The sequence below is a fragment of the Cryptosporangium aurantiacum genome (assembly GCF_900143005.1).
GTDB classification, from domain to species: Bacteria; Actinomycetota; Actinomycetes; order Mycobacteriales; family Cryptosporangiaceae; genus Cryptosporangium; species Cryptosporangium aurantiacum.
Genome location: NZ_FRCS01000009.1, coordinates 56,259 through 71,847, shown reverse-complemented (window position 1 = coordinate 71,847; position 15,589 = coordinate 56,259). Strand labels below are relative to the sequence as shown.

12 protein-coding genes are annotated in these 15,589 nt (G+C 71.4%); 4 read left to right on the top strand and 8 right to left on the bottom strand.

Going from position 1 to position 15,589, the window contains the following annotated elements; translation table 11 throughout:
• Positions 1 to 7 precede the first annotated feature (7 nt).
• Positions 8 to 1,162 (top strand): M20 metallopeptidase family protein, encoded by a 1,155-nt coding sequence (locus tag BUB75_RS27215; RefSeq protein ID WP_073260956.1) that lies wholly within the window; start codon positions 8 to 10, stop codon positions 1,160 to 1,162.
• On the opposite strand, the gene BUB75_RS27210 is transcribed toward BUB75_RS27215, so the two are convergent.
• Both BUB75_RS27210 and BUB75_RS27205 read right to left on the bottom strand, forming a co-directional pair.
• Entirely contained in the window at positions 1,159 to 3,402 is a 2,244-nt protein-coding gene (locus BUB75_RS27210; RefSeq protein WP_073260690.1) for an arylsulfatase, read from the bottom strand. The two genes, BUB75_RS27215 and BUB75_RS27210, sit on opposite strands and share 4 nt — an antisense overlap.
• Positions 3,399 to 4,268 (bottom strand): bile acid:sodium symporter family protein, encoded by an 870-nt coding sequence (locus tag BUB75_RS27205; RefSeq protein ID WP_218617786.1) that lies wholly within the window; start codon positions 4,266 to 4,268, stop codon positions 3,399 to 3,401. The genes BUB75_RS27210 and BUB75_RS27205 overlap by 4 nt, the downstream gene beginning before the upstream one ends.
• Positions 4,269 to 4,335: 67 nt before the next feature.
• On the opposite strand from BUB75_RS27205, the gene BUB75_RS27200 reads away from it, so the two are divergent.
• Positions 4,336 to 4,923 carry a TetR/AcrR family transcriptional regulator gene (locus BUB75_RS27200; RefSeq protein WP_073260689.1) on the top strand — a complete coding sequence of 196 codons (588 nt, stop codon included), beginning with the start codon at positions 4,336 to 4,338 and terminating at the stop codon, positions 4,921 to 4,923.
• 3 nt (positions 4,924 to 4,926) lie between these two features.
• On the opposite strand, the gene gap is transcribed toward BUB75_RS27200, so the two are convergent.
• Positions 4,927 to 5,922 (bottom strand): type I glyceraldehyde-3-phosphate dehydrogenase, encoded by a 996-nt coding sequence (gene gap, locus BUB75_RS27195; RefSeq protein WP_073260688.1) that lies wholly within the window; start codon positions 5,920 to 5,922, stop codon positions 4,927 to 4,929.
• 72 nt (positions 5,923 to 5,994) lie between these two features.
• Positions 5,995 to 6,945: a GlxA family transcriptional regulator gene (locus BUB75_RS27190; protein ID WP_073260687.1), complete on the bottom strand. Its 951-nt coding sequence runs from the start codon at positions 6,943 to 6,945 to the stop codon at positions 5,995 to 5,997.
• 333 nt (positions 6,946 to 7,278) lie between these two features.
• On the opposite strand from BUB75_RS27190, the gene tuf reads away from it, so the two are divergent.
• Positions 7,279 to 8,469: an elongation factor Tu gene (tuf, locus tag BUB75_RS27185; protein WP_073260686.1), complete on the top strand. Its 1,191-nt coding sequence runs from the start codon at positions 7,279 to 7,281 to the stop codon at positions 8,467 to 8,469.
• A 220-nt stretch (positions 8,470 to 8,689) separates the two neighbouring features.
• A complete protein-coding gene (locus BUB75_RS27180; RefSeq protein ID WP_073260685.1) occupies positions 8,690 to 8,893 on the top strand; it encodes a cold-shock protein in 204 nt (67 codons plus the stop codon).
• Between the two features lie 303 nt (positions 8,894 to 9,196).
• Here the strand turns inward: BUB75_RS27180 and BUB75_RS27175 are convergent, their stop codons facing one another.
• The 4 genes from BUB75_RS27175 to BUB75_RS27160 all read right to left on the bottom strand — a co-directional run bounded on the left by BUB75_RS27175 (position 9,197) and on the right by BUB75_RS27160 (position 15,539).
• The gene (locus BUB75_RS27175; protein ID WP_073260684.1) at positions 9,197 to 9,667 is read right to left on the bottom strand and encodes a hypothetical protein; all 471 of its coding nucleotides are present in this window, start codon (positions 9,665 to 9,667) and stop codon (positions 9,197 to 9,199) included.
• Between the two features lie 309 nt (positions 9,668 to 9,976).
• Complete coding sequence (locus BUB75_RS27170) at positions 9,977 to 11,311, bottom strand: MFS transporter (RefSeq protein WP_073260683.1); 1,335 nt, start codon at positions 11,309 to 11,311, stop codon at positions 9,977 to 9,979.
• Complete coding sequence (locus BUB75_RS27165; RefSeq protein WP_073260682.1) at positions 11,308 to 12,468, bottom strand: aminotransferase-like domain-containing protein; 1,161 nt, start codon at positions 12,466 to 12,468, stop codon at positions 11,308 to 11,310. Before BUB75_RS27165 ends, BUB75_RS27170 begins: the two co-directional genes overlap by 4 nt.
• Positions 12,465 to 15,539 (bottom strand): ATP-binding protein, encoded by a 3,075-nt coding sequence (locus tag BUB75_RS27160; RefSeq protein WP_073260681.1) that lies wholly within the window; start codon positions 15,537 to 15,539, stop codon positions 12,465 to 12,467. Before BUB75_RS27160 ends, BUB75_RS27165 begins: the two co-directional genes overlap by 4 nt.
• Positions 15,540 to 15,589 lie beyond the last annotated feature (50 nt).

Below are 15,589 nucleotides of genomic sequence, written 5' to 3'. Positions count from 1 at the left end.
AGACCCGTTGAACGCACTCGCGGCGGCGTGGCGGACCGCGCTGGACGCCGAGCTGCCGCACGCGGTCGCGCTGCGGCACGAGTTGCACGCGTCCCCCTACGTCTCCGGCGAGGAGGAGCCGACCGCGAAGCGCGTCGTCGACGCGATCGGTCTCCACGCGGAGCCGATCGCGGGCACCGGCCGGTTGCTGCGGCTGGGCCCGCCGGGCCCGGCCGTCGGGCTGCGCGCGGAACTCGACGCGCTGCCGCTCGCCGAGCTCACCGGGGCGCCGTTCGCGTCGCCGAACGGAGCGATGCACGCCTGCGGGCACGACGTGCACCTGGCCGCACTGGTTGCGGTGGTGCGCGCGGCCCGTCGGGTGGAGCTGCCGGTCGGGCTGGTCGCGCTGCTGCAGCCGCGGGAGGAGGTCGGCCCCACCGGCGCCGCCGACGTGGTGGACTCGGGACGGTTGCTCGACCACCACGTCCGGGCGCTGATCGCCGCGCACGTACAGCCGCTGGTGGCCGCCGGGTGCGTCACGGCGGACGCCGGGCCGGTCAACGCGTCGGTGGACGAAGTGGACATCGTGATGACCGGCCGCGGAGGTCACGGCGCGTACCCGCACCTGGCCGCGGATCCGGTGCCCCCGCTGTGCCGGGCGGTGCTCGCGCTGCCCGAGGCCGCGCGCTCCGCGACGAGCCCGCTGCACCCGGTGGTGGTCACGGTGCCGCAGATCGAGGGTTCGAACGCGCCGAACATCCTGCCGGACACCGCCCGCGCGTCGGGCACCGTGCGGGCGATGCGCGAGCAGGACCGGGTGCGGGTGCACGAGCGGCTCGCGCGTACCGTCGCCGGAATCGCCGAGGCCGCCGGGTGCACCGGCGAGTACCGGGTCCGGCGGGGCGAACCGGCGCTGGTCAACGACGCCACGCTGGCCGCGGCGTCCCGCGAGTGGCTGACGTCGTTCGGGGTGCCGACCGCGAGCTTCGCGTCCTGCGGCTCGGACGACTTCGCCACCTACGGCGCCCAGGTGCCGATCCTCATGCACTTCGTCGGCACCGGGGAGGGCCCCGGCGGGCCGATGCTGCACGACGCCCGCTACCTGCCCGGCGACGAGGTGGTCGGGCAGGTCGCGTCGGCGCTGCTGGCGGGCTACCTGGCCGGGGCGAGCCTGGCCGGTTAGTCAGCATGAAGTGCGGTGCGGAGTTCGGCGACGGGGTCGAGCCGCACGGCGGGCGGCGTCTGGATGCGCACCGCGAACAGCTCGCCGTTCCAGCGGTGCGGCACTCGGTAGCGTCCGGATACCGGCAGGCCGGCGTCGAAACCGAGACGTAAACCCGCCCCACCGTGCTGCACCGCGGGCGGCAGTCCACCGGCGAAGCCGGTGCTCCCCACCATCGTGTCGTCGTGGAACAGCACGAACTGGCCGCCGTTCGCGCCCGGGGCGTAGGTCACCGCGAACGTGTGCGCGCCGGACGGGACCGGCCGGTCGGCGCGGACTTCGAGCATTTCACCCGCTCGCGAGTACGTGAACGTGAGGTGCTCGTCGGCGACGTAGAGCGCGAAGCCGCCGTGCCGGTCGCCGAGCGCGAGCAGGGCACCGTCGGCGTCGTCACCGGCCTCGGCGTCGGCGGAGATCCGGAAGCCGCCCATCAGCAGCGGCAGCGACTCGTCGCAGATCGGCGAGGCCCCCGGCCGGTACGTACGCTCGGGCCCGGCCGGCCAGACCGGGAAGATCAGGTGCGCGATCCGGTCGGTGAGGCTGTCGTACAGCGGCAGTACGTGGTTCCGTTCGGCTTCGGCGTCCCAGAGCCGTTCGAGTTCGGCGATCGTGCCGGGGTGCTGGGCGGCCAGGTCACGCGCCTCGGCGTAGTCGTGTGCGAGGTCGAACAGCGACCAGCGGTCCTCGGCGAACGTGCGGCTGCCGGTCATCAGCTTCTCTTCGTCGACGATGCCGCGGGCGACGTGGTCGGTGGTCGCCTTCCACGTGCCGTGGATGATCGAGCGGGACCCGAGCATCTCGAAGTACTGGGTGTCGCGTGGCGCCGGGGCGTCCGGATCGGTGAAACCCGCGCGGAGGCTCGCGCCGTCGATCGGTTGCTGTTCGATCCCGTCGACGACGTCCGGCGCGTCGATCCCCACCGCGTCCAACAACGTCGGGAACAGATCGACGACGTGCGCGAACGACGTGCGCACACCGCCGGTCGCGGCGGTTTCCGCGGGCCAGCGGACCACCAGCGGCACCCGGGTCCCGCCCAGCCACGTGTATCGCTTCCAGAGCCGGAACGGGGTGTTTCCCGCCCACGCCCAGCCCCACGAGTAGTGGTTGTAGGTCTCCGGCCCGCCCCAGTCGTCGTAGTGCTCGAGGTTGTCGGCGAGCGACTCCGGGATCCCCGCGGTGAACCGGTGCTCGTTGACGCTGCCGTCGACGCTGCCCTCACCGCTCGCACCGTTGTCGGAGAACAGCAGGACGATCGTGTTGTCGGCCTGGCCGGTCTCGTCCAGGTGGTCGAGCAACCGGCCGATCTGGGCGTCGGCGTGGGTGAGGAACCCGGCGAAGACCTCCTGCTGCCGCGCGTACATGCGGCGCGCGTCGTCGTCCAGGCTGTCCCAGGCGGGCACCCAGTCCGGACGCGGGGTCAGCTCGGTGTCCGCCGGTATCAGGCCGGATTGGAGCTGTCGCGCGAACACGTCGTCCCGCCAGGCGTCCCAGCCCCGGTCGAACCGGCCGCGGTAGGGCTCTACCCACTCCCGTGCGACGTGGTGCGGTGAGTGCGCGGCGCCGAGCGCGAAGTAGAGGAAGAACGGCTTGCCCGGCGCGGCGTACTGCTGGTCCTGCAGGTAACGAATGGCCTGGTCGGTGAGGTCCTCGGTGAGGTGGTACCCCTCCTCGGGCGTCGCGGGCGGGTCGACGTAGTGGTTGTCGCGCACCAGCGTCGGCGCGTAGTGGTTGGCGTCGCCGTTGAGGAAGCCGTAGTACCGCTCGAAGCCCTGGCCCAGCGGCCAGTGCGTGAACGGCCCGGCCGCGGAGCGTTCGAACCGCGGCACCAGGTGCCACTTGCCGACCGCGAGCGTCGAATAACCGTGGTCACGCAGCACGCGGGGCAGCGTCGCCGCCGACCGCGGGATGCGCGCGGTGTATCCGTGGTGGTCCAGCGGCAGGTCGGCCACGAACCCCATGCCGATCGCGTGGTGGTTGCGTCCGGTGAGGAACGACGCGCGCGTCGGCGAACACATCGCGGTGACGTGGAAGCTGTTGTACCGCAGCCCGGCGGCGGCGAGCCGGTCGATGTTCGGCGTCGCGAGGTCCGAGCCGAAGCACCCGAGCTGGGCGAAGCCGGTGTCGTCGAGGACGATCGCGACGATGTTCGGCGCGCCGTCCGGCGGCCTTTCCGCCCGGCGGAAAATCGGTTCGGAGGTCATCGGGCGCGCCTTTCTCTGGCGGCGGGACGCCGTCCGCCGCGGCTGACGAAGAAGCCCACGACCCCGGCGAGCACCAGGATCACCAGGCCGTAGAGGGCAGGCGGGACGGCCATCGACAGGCTGCCGAGCACGCCGATCGCGATCGAGATGGCCATCGCGCCGTTGTGGAAGCCGATCTCCATGCAGGCCGCGATCGAGACCCGGTGACCGGCGCGTGTCAGCACACCGGCCAGGTAGCCGGTGCCGAGGCTCGCGACGCCGAACAGGAGGGCGGCAGGCACCACGGTCGTGACCGCGTCCACCAGCGTCCCCGCGTAGCTCACCACGCCGAACACGACAAAGCCGGCCAGCACGCTTCCGGCGATGATCCGGTAGGCGCGCTCGCTGCGGGCCGCGACCCCGGGGGCCCTGGCCCGGATGACCATGCCGATCACGATCGGGATCAGCACGATCAGGACGACCTTCAGCACCTCGCCGAACTGCAGGCCGATGCCGTCGCGACTGCCGAGGAAGTGCCGCAGCGAGAGCCCGACGACGATCGGCAGCGTCACGACCGAGAGCACCGAGTTGATCGCGGTCAGCGTCAGGTTGAACGCCACGTCGCCGCCGAACAGGTGCGAGTAGATGCCTGCCGTCGGCCCGCCGGGCACGGCGGCGATCAGCATCATGCCCATCGCGGACACCGGCGGCAGCTGCAGCGCGGTGACGATCCCGAAGCAGACCAGCGGCAGCAGCACGAGCTGGCAGACCAGCGCCGCCGCGATGCTGGCCCGGTATCGACCGACACGACGGAAGTCGCCGACCGTCAGGCTCAGGCCTAACCCGAGCATCAGGACCGCGAGGATGATCAGTGCCGCTCCGGCCACGGCCGACCTCTTCCCGCTAGGCCGTGTGTAGGTTAAGACAGGTTGTCTTAACTGGTAGGGAAAGGCAATGGGAACGAAGGACGAGATCCTCGTCGCCGCCGAGCGGATGTTCGCCGAGCGGGGCTTCGAGGTGTCGCTGCGCGAGATCGGCGCGGCGGCCGGGCAGCGCAACAACTCCGCCGTGCAGTACCACTTCGGCGACAAGGCGGGGCTGGTGACGGCGCTGTACGAGTACCGCATGGCCCCGCTCGACGCGCGCCGCCGAGCGCTGCTCGACGACGTGCACGCCAAAGGCCGGGAGCGTGAGCTCCCGGCCCTGGTCGACGCCTATCTCACACCGCTCGCCGAGCACCTGGTCGCGCACCGCGGCGTCAGCTGGTACGCGCGCTTCATCAGCCGGTTCGTGCTGGCCGGCCGCTACCGCGACTGGCCGTTCGCCGGTGAGTACTACTCCGGGATGCGGGAGGTGTTCGGGCTGTTCGCCCGGCGGCTGCCCGGGCTGACCGACGAACGCCTCCGGATCGTCAACCTGCACGTCGTGATGGTGCTGGCCGACGTCGAGCAGCGTCTGGACGACCCGCGCTTTCCCGCCGAGGCGTCCGCCACCGCGTTCGCCGAGCTGAGAACGACGACGCTCGCGGTGCTGGAGGCGTGAGCGTCAGCGGCTCAGCAGCTCCAGCGTGTCGATGACGCGGTTGGAGAAGCCCCACTCGTTGTCGTACCAGGCGACGACCTTCACGTGCCGGCCGTCCACACGGGTCAGGGCCGAGTCGAAGATCGACGAGGCCGGGTTCCCGACGATGTCCGACGACACCAGCGCGTCCTCGGAGTACTCGAGCACACCGGCCAGCGGCCCGTCGGCCGCCGCGCGGTACGCGGCCAGGACCTCGTCGCGGGTGACGTCCCGGGCGACGGTCGTGTTCAGCTCGACGATCGAGCCCACCGGCACCGGCACCCGGATCGAGTCGCCGGACAGCTTGCCGTGCAGCTGCGGCAGCACCAGACCGATCGCCTTCGCCGCGCCGGTCGTCGTCGGCACGATGTTGACCGCGGCCGCGCGGGCCCGGCGGGCGTCGCGGTGCGGGCCGTCCTGCAGGTTCTGCTCCTGCGTGTAGGCGTGCACGGTGGTCATGAAGCCGTGCTCGATGCCGGCCAGCTCATCGAGTACCGCGGCCAGCGGCGCGAGCGCGTTGGTCGTGCAGGACGCGTTGGAGACGATCGTGTGCGCGGCCGGGTCGTACGCGTCGGTGTTCACGCCGTAGGCGAGCGTGACGTCCGCGCCGTCCGACGGTGCGCCGACCAGGACCTTCGCCGCGCCCGCGTCGAGGTGGGCGCGGGCGGCCGCCGCCGAGGTGAAGCGGCCGGTGGCCTCCAGCACGATCTCGACGCCGAGTTCGGCCCACGGCAGCTCGGCGGGCTCCCGCTCGGCGAGCACCCGGATCCGGCGGCCGTCGACGACGAGCGTGTCCCCGTCGGTGGTCACCGGGCGGCCGAGCCGGCCGGCGGTCGTGTCGAACGCGAGCAGCCGCGCCAGCGCGGCGGGCTCGGTGAGGTCGTTGACGGCGACGACCTCCAGCTTGCTGTTCCGCTCGAGCAGTGCGCGCAGCACGTTGCGGCCGATCCGTCCGAAACCGTTGATGGCGATGCGAGTCATGCTCCGAGTCTCGCTCGGCCGTTTTCGCCGGGGCAGTGGCGCGAGCGCCACGGTTCGAAAGGATCTCGCCAGCTACTCGGAGAACGTCCGCCGGTACTCGCTCGGCGTCGTGCCGAGGATCCGCTGGAAATGCAGCCGAAGGTTCGTGGCGGTGCCGAGCCCGACGTCCGCGGCGATCTGCTCGACGCTGCGCTCCGAGCGTTCGAGCAGCTCACGGGCCAGATCGACGCGGGCGCGCATCACCCATTGCATCGGCGTGTACCCGGTATCTTCGGCAAATCGCCGGGAGAACGTACGGGGCGACACCGCCGCGTGGCGCGCGAGCGCGTCGAGCGTCAGCGGTTCGCCGAGCCGGTGCAGCGCCCACTCGCGGGTGGCGGCGAACCGTTCGCCGAGCGGCTCCGGCACGCTGCGCGGCACGTACTGGGCCTGGCCACCGCTCCGGTACGGCGCGGCGACCAGCCGCCTGGCCGCGTGGTTCGACGCCGCCACGCCGAGGTCACCCCGGACGATGTGCAGGCACAGGTCGATGCCGGACGCCGCACCCGCCGACGTCAGGACGCTCCCCTCGTCGACGAACAGCACGTTCTCGTCGACCCGCACGAGCGGGTACCGCGCCGCCAGCGCCCGCGTGTAGTGCCAGTGCGTCGTCGCCCGCTTGCCGTCGAGCAGGCCGGTCGCGGCGAGCGCGAACGCGCCGGTGGAGATCGCGGCGAGCCGCGCGCCCCGGTCGTGGGCCTCCCGCAGCGCGTCGACGACGGCCGGCGGCGGATCGTCCCGGTCCGGGAACCGGTACCCGGGCACAAAGACGATCTCGGCCCATGCCAGCGCGTCCAGGCCGTCGGCGACGTGGTAGGACAGCCCGTCACCGCCGGTCACCATGCCGGGGGCAGCGCCACAGACCCGCACCTCGTACGGCATGCTCGCGCGCGTCGTGAATACCTGGGCGGGGATGCCGACGTCGAGCGGTTTCGCACCCTCCAGCACGAGCACCGCCACACGACGCAAGCGGGAGGGCGACACCCGATCAGCCTACGCAGCGCCGCTCCCGACCCGCGCCGCGCCGCGCGGTTTGGGTCCGCGCTCTGGCCGCGAGTGGGCGGCCTCACCGGAAATTGATTCGGGGCGTCTGGTGTTCCCGGCTACCGTGATCCTCATGTTCGCGTTCGGTCTGCAGCTGCCCTCGTCGGTGGCTCCCGTGCGCGCGTTCTCGCTCAACGGCGTCGATACCCGAAGCTGACCCTTCCCCACCGGCAGCAGAACCCCGGGGAAGGGTCGCTGCCACCTGCGCGGGTTCTGACGCGGCCGAGGCCGCGGTCGACCTCCGAACAAAGCCTTACCACCAGTGAGGACGCTATGGCCAAGAGCCAGTTCATCCGCGACAAGCCGCACGTCAACGTCGGGACGATGGGACACGTCGACCACGGCAAGACGACCCTGACCGCCGCCATCACGAAGGTGCTCGCCGACCGCGACCCGGCCGCCAACCGGTACGTCGCGTTCGAGGGCATCGACAAGGCGCCGGAGGAGGCCGCGCGCGGGATCACCATCACCATCGCGCACGTCGAGTACGAGACGCCGACGCGCCACTACGCGCACGTGGACATGCCCGGTCACGCCGACTACGTGAAGAACATGATCACGGGGGCGGCGCAGGTGGACGGCGCGATTCTCGTCGTGTCGGCGCAGGACGGGTCGATGCCGCAGACCCGCGAGCACGTGCTGCTCGCCCGGCGGGTCGGCGTGCCGTACCTGGTGGTGGCGCTCAACAAGAGCGACACCGTCGAGGACTCCGAGCTGCTCGACCTGGTCGAGCTGGAGGTCCGCGAGTTGCTGTCGGAGTACGGATTCCCCGGCGACGAGGTACCGGTCGTTCCGGTCAGCGCGCTGCGGGCGCTGGAGGGCGACCCGCGCTGGGTGCAGTCCATCACCGACCTGCTCGACGCGGTCGACGACTACGTGCCGGTGCCGCCACGCGAGCTCGGCGAGCCGTTCCTGATGCCGATCGAGAACGTCTTGTCGATCAGCGGCCGGGGCACCGTCGTCACCGGCAAGGTCGAGCGTGGCACGCTGCGCGTCGGCGACCCGGTCGAGGTTGTCGGCCTCGGGCCCACGGTGGCGAGCGTCGCCACGGGCCTGGAGATGTTCGGCAAGTCCCTCGACTCGGCACAGGCCGGCGACAACGCCGCGGTCCTGCTCCGCGGGGTCAAGCGCGAGCAGGTGCAGCGCGGCCAGGTGGTGGCGGTGCCCGGCAGCGTCACGCCCCACCAGCGGTTCCGGGCAACGATGTACGCGCTGACCTACGCCGAGGGCGGCCGGCACACGCCGTTCGAGGCCAACTACCGGCCCCAGTTCTACTTCCACACGACCGACGTGTCGGGTGGGCTGGAACTGGACGGGGTGGAGATCGTGATGCCGGGTGACACCCTCGACGCGGTCGTGGTGGTTCTGAGCAAGCCGGTCGCGCTCGAGGTCGGCCTGGGCTTCGCCGTCCGTGAGGGCAACCGCACGGTCGCCGCCGGCACGATCACCGCACTGCTGGACTGAAACACCGTCGCGGCCCGGCCGGGAACTCCCGGCCGGGCCCCGAATCGCCCGTCCGGTGCCCTGCTGTCGGGCCGTCGCCGAGGTCGGCTGGTGCCCGGAGGACGGACACGAAAGTGGTGGCGTGAGCGAATTGTTTCGTTCGAGCCTTGACGAGGGATCTGAACCTGGCAGCCTTAGCGTGAGTGGTTCGCAATGGGGCCGCGCTTTCAGAGGACACAGTATGGCTACTGGCACCGTGAAGTGGTTCAACGCAGAGAAGGGGTTCGGGTTCATCGCACCCGACGGGGGCGGCGCGGACGTCTTCGCCCACTACTCGGCGATCCAGACGCAGGGTTACAAGGAGCTGAGCGACGGCCAGGCGGTCGAATTCGACGTGACCCAGGGTCAGAAGGGCCCGCAGGCGGCCAACATCCGCCCGCTGTAGCTCCAGAAACGGCCGCCGCATAGGCGGTCGCGTCTGAACGCAAACGCTGCGGGTCTGGGCCAGGTTCTGCCGGGCCCAGACCCGCCGTCGTTCGCTGGTGTTCGCGCTCAGCGCGTCGACGTCATCGGACGCGCACACGCGGGCCAGATCGTCGAGCTGGCCGTCGTAGTCCGGCCCGGTCTTGCCGTCGCACGCGCTGACGCCCTCCAGCCTGGTGAGCCGTCCTGGGATCCCGCGTCGATCGCTGGCGCCATGCAACCTGATCCCGGTGCTACCCGCGTCGAAGGCTGATCGCGCCCGCGTTCACGGCACGACCTCGTCATCGACCGCGGTAGCGATCGTCGCGTTCGCGGTGTGGGCGCGGTGGGAGAGCCACTCGATCACCGGCACACCGACCGCTGTTGGGATGAGCCACACCACGGGTACTTCGTTGACGCTAACCACGACGATGGCGGTCCACAGCGCGATGTAGGCCCCGCCCTGACTGCGGATGTAGCGGGGCAGCCAGCCCGCGTGACGCCTCCGCGCCACGGTGACCGCCCGCAGCGCGAAGGAGTAGCTCCCCGCAGCGACCAGCAGGAACCACCACAGGTTGGTGAAGTCCAGAACCGACAACACCACCGCGGAGACGCAGACGAGCAGGACCGACACGTGGTAAGCGCCGGCGAGGCCGCTGACACGCCCCGCTGCGGCCGCGTACAGCACCACCGGACCGAACAGGACACCGGCCACCCCCGCCACGATATGGACGATCAGGGTCACGGCGTACGTCATAGCGTCTACTTTAGTCCCATTCGGACTGGATGGCACCGATCTCTTACTCGCTCTAGCCCTGCTCGAACGCCTCGGCCAGGCGTCACGGTAGGGAGTGTCCAGCTGCGTGGTGATTGCGTCGCGGAGGTCTGCCTCCTCGCTCCCGAGCCTCCCCAGCCCGTGTGCCAGCACCATTTCGGGCACTGCGCCCGGCGGCACCATCCAGAAGATCGCCCCCGCGTCAGCAGCGGGGTGAGAGCCTCGCCGCGTCGGGCGAATCACCCGTGCGGTGGTGGCGGTGATCGTCGGGCATGGTCGCGGCGCGTGGCGCTAAGGCCGACCAACTCCCACTTCCTCGAGGTCGCTGCCCGAGGCGGCGCTGCGGTCAAGGGTGTAGCGGCGCTGTAGCACGACGCCGACCGTCATGAGCACGGCGGGCACCACCGTGAATCCGTAACGCACCGCGGCGAGCGCGGTTGGCGACTGCGTGACGTGTTCGCCGGCGGAGGTGGCCACGAAGCCGCCCACCGCGAGGCAGGCGGAGAACAGGTACGGGCCCAGCGCACCGCCGGTGGCCTCCGCGGCGGTCCACACTCCGGTGTAGCTGCCCGCGTTCGCGGTACCGCCGGGCCCGGAGGCGGCGACGACGTCGGGCACCATCGACAGCGGCATCAGCTGCATGCCTGCGAACGCGACGCCCAGCATCACCATCGCGCCCAGCACGACCGGCAATCCACCGACCAGGGGCAGCAGCGCCCCGGCGACGAACAGTCCCTGCGCCGCGAGCAGGCCGCGCTGCTTGCCGGCGCGGCGGGCCACCAGCACCCACAGCGGCGTGACCAGCACGGCGGGTGTCATGAACGCCGCAACCAGTACAGAGGTGAACTTCGGCTGCCCCAGCTCGTATTCGGCGAAGTACGGCAGGGCGGCCAGCACCAGGTTCATCGTGATCGCCATCATGAGATACGACGCGGTGAGCGCACGGAAGTGCCGGTCGCGCAGCGCCACCAGCAACCCGGTGCCGTGCCCCGGCTCGGGTGGGGGAGCCGGCGCAGCCCGGTGGAGCCGCACGATGCCGTCGATCCCGGCCAGCATCGCCACGAGCATGACCAGACCGAGCACCAGCGCCATCCGCGCGTAGTCGTTGACGCCGGGGTCGTCGCCGGCGATCAACGGCGCGACCACGCCGCTGACCAGCACCCCGGCCGTGATGACGACGCTGCGGTAACCCATCAGACGGGTGCGCTCGTGGTAGCCGATGCCGAGTTCGGCGGGCGTGGCCAGGTACGGCACCTGGTAGGCGGCGTACAGGAGGTTGCCGACGACGAGCGCGGTCCCGACCCAGACCGCGGCCGGTGTCCCCCGCAGGCCTGAGGGCACAACGAAGATCGCCACGAAGGCGAGCACCACCAGGCAGCCGACGAACATCAGCCCTCGGCGGTGGCCGCGGCGAGCGAGGTCGGCGTCGGAGAGCCGGCCCACCCACGGGTGCAGCACGACGTCGACGATGTTCGGCAGCAACACGGCGAGTCCGGCGACGAGCGGCGGCACGGCCAGGACGTCGGTCAGGAAGTACAGCAGGAAGATGCCGGGAACGGTGACCCAGATGCCCATGCCGATCGAGCCGGCGGCGAACGGCGCAATCCCGCGAAGAGGTAGCTTCATGCGAAGGCCCGGGCCAGCCGCCGCACCGCTTCCCGCAGTTCGTCCGGGGTGCGGTCGGCGTAGGCGAAGCGCAGGTGGCGGGCCGTGGACCGCTGCGGCGACGCCGCGAAGTACTCGCCCGGCTGGTAGATCACGCCGCCGGCGACGACACGGCGGAACAGCGCGGTGGGGTCGATGCTGTCGTCGGTCAGGCGGGGCCAGAGGAACATGCCGCCTTCGGGCTCCCGGACGTCGAAGACGCCGGGCAGCTGGGACCGGAGCGCATCGACCAGGACGGCGGCGCGCTCCCGATATACGTCGGCGGCGCGGCGCACGATCTCGTCGTAGCCGGTGAAGAGCCGCTCGACGAGGGCCTGGTTCACCGAAGAGGTGTGCACGTCGAGGCGGTTGCGCAGCCGGATCACCGGTTCGACGAGGTGCTCGGGCAGCACCAGCCAGCCCACTCGCCAGCCAGGGCCGAGCGTCTTGGAGAACGTGTTGACGTGGATCGCCCGGTCCGAGGAGTGGAAGGCCGTCACGCCCTGGTCCTGGCCGGCGAAGCGCAGCGCGCGGTTCGGGTCGTCGGCGATCACGTAGAAGTCGTACCGCTCGGCCAGATCGACCAGCGCCTGCCGCTTCGCCGCCGACAGCGTGACCTGGGACGGGTTGTGGAAGTCGGGCACGGTGTAGGCCGCCGCGATCCGCTCGCCGGTTGCGAGCCGCTCGGCGAGATACTCGACGTCGAAGCCGTCGTCGACCACCGGCACCGGCAGGGTCTGCGACGTCGACACCTCCAGCGCCCAGAGGAACCCCGGGAACACCGGGTCGTCGACCGCGACCGTGGCGCCCCGTTCGACGATCGTCAGCACGGCCAGCGTCAGCCCGTGCATGCCGCCGTTCGTCACCACGACCCGGTTCTCCTCGACGCCTTCCCTCGCCGCGATCCACTCCCGCAGCGTGGGGAACCCGTGCGCCGGCGAGTACCGCAGCGCCGCGCGTCCGGCGTCGCGGTCGTCCCACAGCTGCGCCGACGCCCGCCGGACCGCGTCGGTCGGCAGCAGCTCGGTCGCGGGAACACCGCCCAGCAAGCTGATCGCGTCGGGCGCCGGGTTGACCATGCTGGCGTCGACGAAGCCCTTCGGCGGGTTGAGGCCGCGGGCCAGGGCACTCAGGGTCATGCGTCGGCTCCCAGTTCGCTGAGGAATCGGCGGGCCCGCCGCGCGAAGAGGTGCGCCTCGCGGGCGGTCGACAGTGCACAGGCACGTTCCGCGGCGGCCCTGACCACGGCGAGGGGTTCACCGCGGGACAACGACACGCGGGCGCGCACCAGCAGGAGCAACCCTTCGGCGTAGCGCTGGCCGTAGTCCCGGATCGCCTGATCGGCCCGGTCCAGCGCGGCTTCGGCCCGGTCCGGCTCTCCAGCGGCCAGCCACGCCTCGGCGACTAGCGCGTACTGGTAGGCGATGCCCCACTGCGGCGGGTCGAGAAGCTCGGCGGTCACGAGTTTCTCGGCCTCGGCCGCCGCGGCGGCCGAGTCGTCACCGGTGACGGCGCGCGCCCAGCACCAGTCCTGCCGGATGTAGTGCTCGAGCTGGGACGTGAGGCGGTCGAGGCCGGCCGAGGCCCAGCGTTCACCGGCACGCCGGGCCAGAGGAGCGTCACCGGCCATCGACGCGATCATGGCGGTGTAGTAGACCCATACCGACGCCGCGTACGGATCGTCCGGTGTGTCCCAGGTGTCGACGAACGCCAGCGCGGTCTCGACGTCACCGTGCAGCGCGGTCATCACGGCCCGCCAGCCCGGCCCCTCGCCCGGAATGCTGCCGCCCCGGCGCAGCGGCGTCTCCTCGTCCGGCGCGTCATCGTCGTCCTCCTCGACGAAGCACCGGTACGCCTCGCCGATGTTGCCGATGTCCCACTGGTGCAGGCCCCACGCGTGCCGGCCGTAACGGCGGACGGCCGGGTCGGAGGACATCAGACCGTCCTCGCGCATCCGCTGGGCCAGCGCTCCGCGGCCTTCATCGATCGAGGTGTAGGCGCCCATCATGCGGATGAACGCGAAGTCGGCCGCCTCGGCGCTCCGGCCGAGCGTGCCGGCCAGGTACTCGGCGCGTTCCAGCATGTCGAACATCGAAGCGTCGTACACCGAATACCTGCGGACGACGATCGCCAGCAGCGTCAGGGCCGAGAGCTCAAGCTCCATCAGACCCGCCGCCCGCGTGGCGCGCACCGCGGAACGTAGGTGCCGGTTGGCGGACTCGAACGCGAGCTTGTTCGCCGCGCACCGCCCGGCGCGGATCAGTGCCCCTGCGGTGCGGGCGGGATCGGCGAGCGGTCCGGCGGCCCACAGGTGATAAGCCAGCTGCTCCGCGGCCTCGTCGTCGTCGGCATGGGTCTGTTCGAGCGCGTCCGCGACGCGGAGGTGTAGCCGGGTGACCTGCTGGGTCGTGGTGGTCTCGGAGACCGACTCGCGGACGAGGTCGTGCGCGAAGCGTAGCGACGAGGGTTCGTCCTGGCCGGGTTCCAGCAGGCCGAGGGCCTGTAACGGCTCCAGACGCGCCAGGCAGCCGGCGACGTCGACGCCTGCCGCGCGCGCGAGCAGCCGGACGTCGACGTTGCGGCCGATGAGCGCGGCGATGCGCAGCAGATCGCCCACCCGATCGTCGAGGCCGGCCATTCGGTCGCGGACGACGTCGCGCACGGTGGACGGAACTCCGAGCGTGCCGGCCTCGCTGAGCAACCGGGACAGCTCGAGCACGAAGAACGGGTTGCCCGCGGTGCGGGCGTGGATGGCACGCGTGACGTCGTCGCCCGGATCGGAGCCGGATTCGGAGCGCACGAGTTCGGCCACGTCGGCCGCGCTGAGCGGGCCGATCCGCAGCCTGCGGTGACCGGGCCGCCTGCTGGCCGCGGCCAGCACCTGCGAGAGCTCGGAACTGGGCATGGGCGCGCGGTCGCGCAGAGCCCCGACGATCGTCGTGCCCGCGGGCAATCGACCGGCCACGTGCTTGAACAACTGCAGCGAGGAGACGTCGGCCCACTGGAGGTCGTCGAAGATCAACAGCGTCGGTTGTTGTGCCGAGGCGTGCCCGATCAGGTTGACGACCTGTTCGAACAAGCGGAACTGGGCGTTGCCGTCGGGAACCGCCGCGCCGACGGAATCCCGTGGCCGCAGAATGCTCGCGAGCTCGCCGCTGAGCCACACCTCGGGCGCGGGGGACCTGTCGACGATCGTGCCGAGCGCCTGTTCCCAGGGCCACATGGAGGGCGTTCCGTCGCCTTCCAGGCAGGAGCCCCAGGCGACGAGCGCACCATGCCGGGCGGCGAAGGCGGCGGCCTCTTCCAGCAGGCGCGTCTTGCCGACGCCCGGCTCACCGTCGAGGACGGTGATCGCCGTGCGGCCGGTGAGCGCGCTCTGCACGGCGCTCCGGAGCACCGCCAACTCGGCGGCCCGGCCGACCAGCCCGGAGCTCTCCCCGTCGTCCGCGGGCACCGGGAGCGGCGGTCGCGTCAGCACTCGCTGATGCGCCTCCTCCAGCGCCGGACTCGGGTCGATGCCGAGCTCGTCGGCCAGGCGATCGCGGACCGTGCGGAACGCCGCCAGCGCCTCCGCCTGGCGTCCGGCGGCTCCGAGGACGCTGACGAGACCGGCGTGCACGGGCTCGTGGAAGGGCGCCATCGAGGACGCCAGCCGCAGCGCGGGAAGTACCCGCTGTGGTCGCCCGAGCGACACGGCGAGCTCGGCTGCGGTGGTGCACACGCGGTAGAACTCGTCGTCCAGTGGCGCGAAGACCGTGGTCGTACTCATTCCCTCCGCGATTCCGCTGCCGGCCGGGCCACGCCAGAGGCCCAGCGCCTCGACGTAGTGATCGAGCGCCGCTTCGCGGTCACGCTGGGCCCTCGCCGCGTCGACGAGTTCGCGGAAGGCGACGAGGTCCAGCGTGCCGGGAGCGGCGGTGAACAGGTACGAGTTCCCGCGACGGTGCAGGTAGGAGCCGGTCGCCCTGGCGGGGAGCGACGGTTCCAGCAACCGCCGCAGGACACCGACGTACTTCTGGATGACGTTGAGCGCGCTGCTGGGAGCGGCCTCGTCCCAGATCAGGTCGATCAGCTCGCTCGTGCTGATCGGCTTGCCCACGCGAGCCAGGAGCAGGGCCAGCAGGTATGCCTGCTGCCGCGGCCCGAGATCCTGTTCGAGGCCGTCGCGCCAGACCCGTAGCGGGCCGAGAACCTGGAGGTGCAGCGACACGCTTTCGACCCCGGATAGTCGCTTCTGCCCACTTCATACAGCGTGGGCGG

Coding starts and splice junctions, on each gene's coding strand:
- BUB75_RS27210 (WP_073260690.1), bottom strand. CDS start 3,402: ATGACCTCCGAACCGATTTTCCGCCGGGCGGAAAGGCCGCCGGACGGC.
- BUB75_RS27200 (WP_073260689.1), top strand. CDS start 4,336: ATGGGAACGAAGGACGAGATCCTCGTCGCCGCCGAGCGGATGTTCGCC.
- gap (WP_073260688.1), bottom strand. CDS start 5,922: ATGACTCGCATCGCCATCAACGGTTTCGGACGGATCGGCCGCAACGTG.
- tuf (WP_073260686.1), top strand. CDS start 7,279: ATGGCCAAGAGCCAGTTCATCCGCGACAAGCCGCACGTCAACGTCGGG.
- BUB75_RS27180 (WP_073260685.1), top strand. CDS start 8,690: ATGGCTACTGGCACCGTGAAGTGGTTCAACGCAGAGAAGGGGTTCGGG.
- BUB75_RS27175 (WP_073260684.1), bottom strand. CDS start 9,667: ATGACGTACGCCGTGACCCTGATCGTCCATATCGTGGCGGGGGTGGCC.
- BUB75_RS27170 (WP_073260683.1), bottom strand. CDS start 11,311: ATGAAGCTACCTCTTCGCGGGATTGCGCCGTTCGCCGCCGGCTCGATC.
- BUB75_RS27165 (WP_073260682.1), bottom strand. CDS start 12,468: ATGACCCTGAGTGCCCTGGCCCGCGGCCTCAACCCGCCGAAGGGCTTC.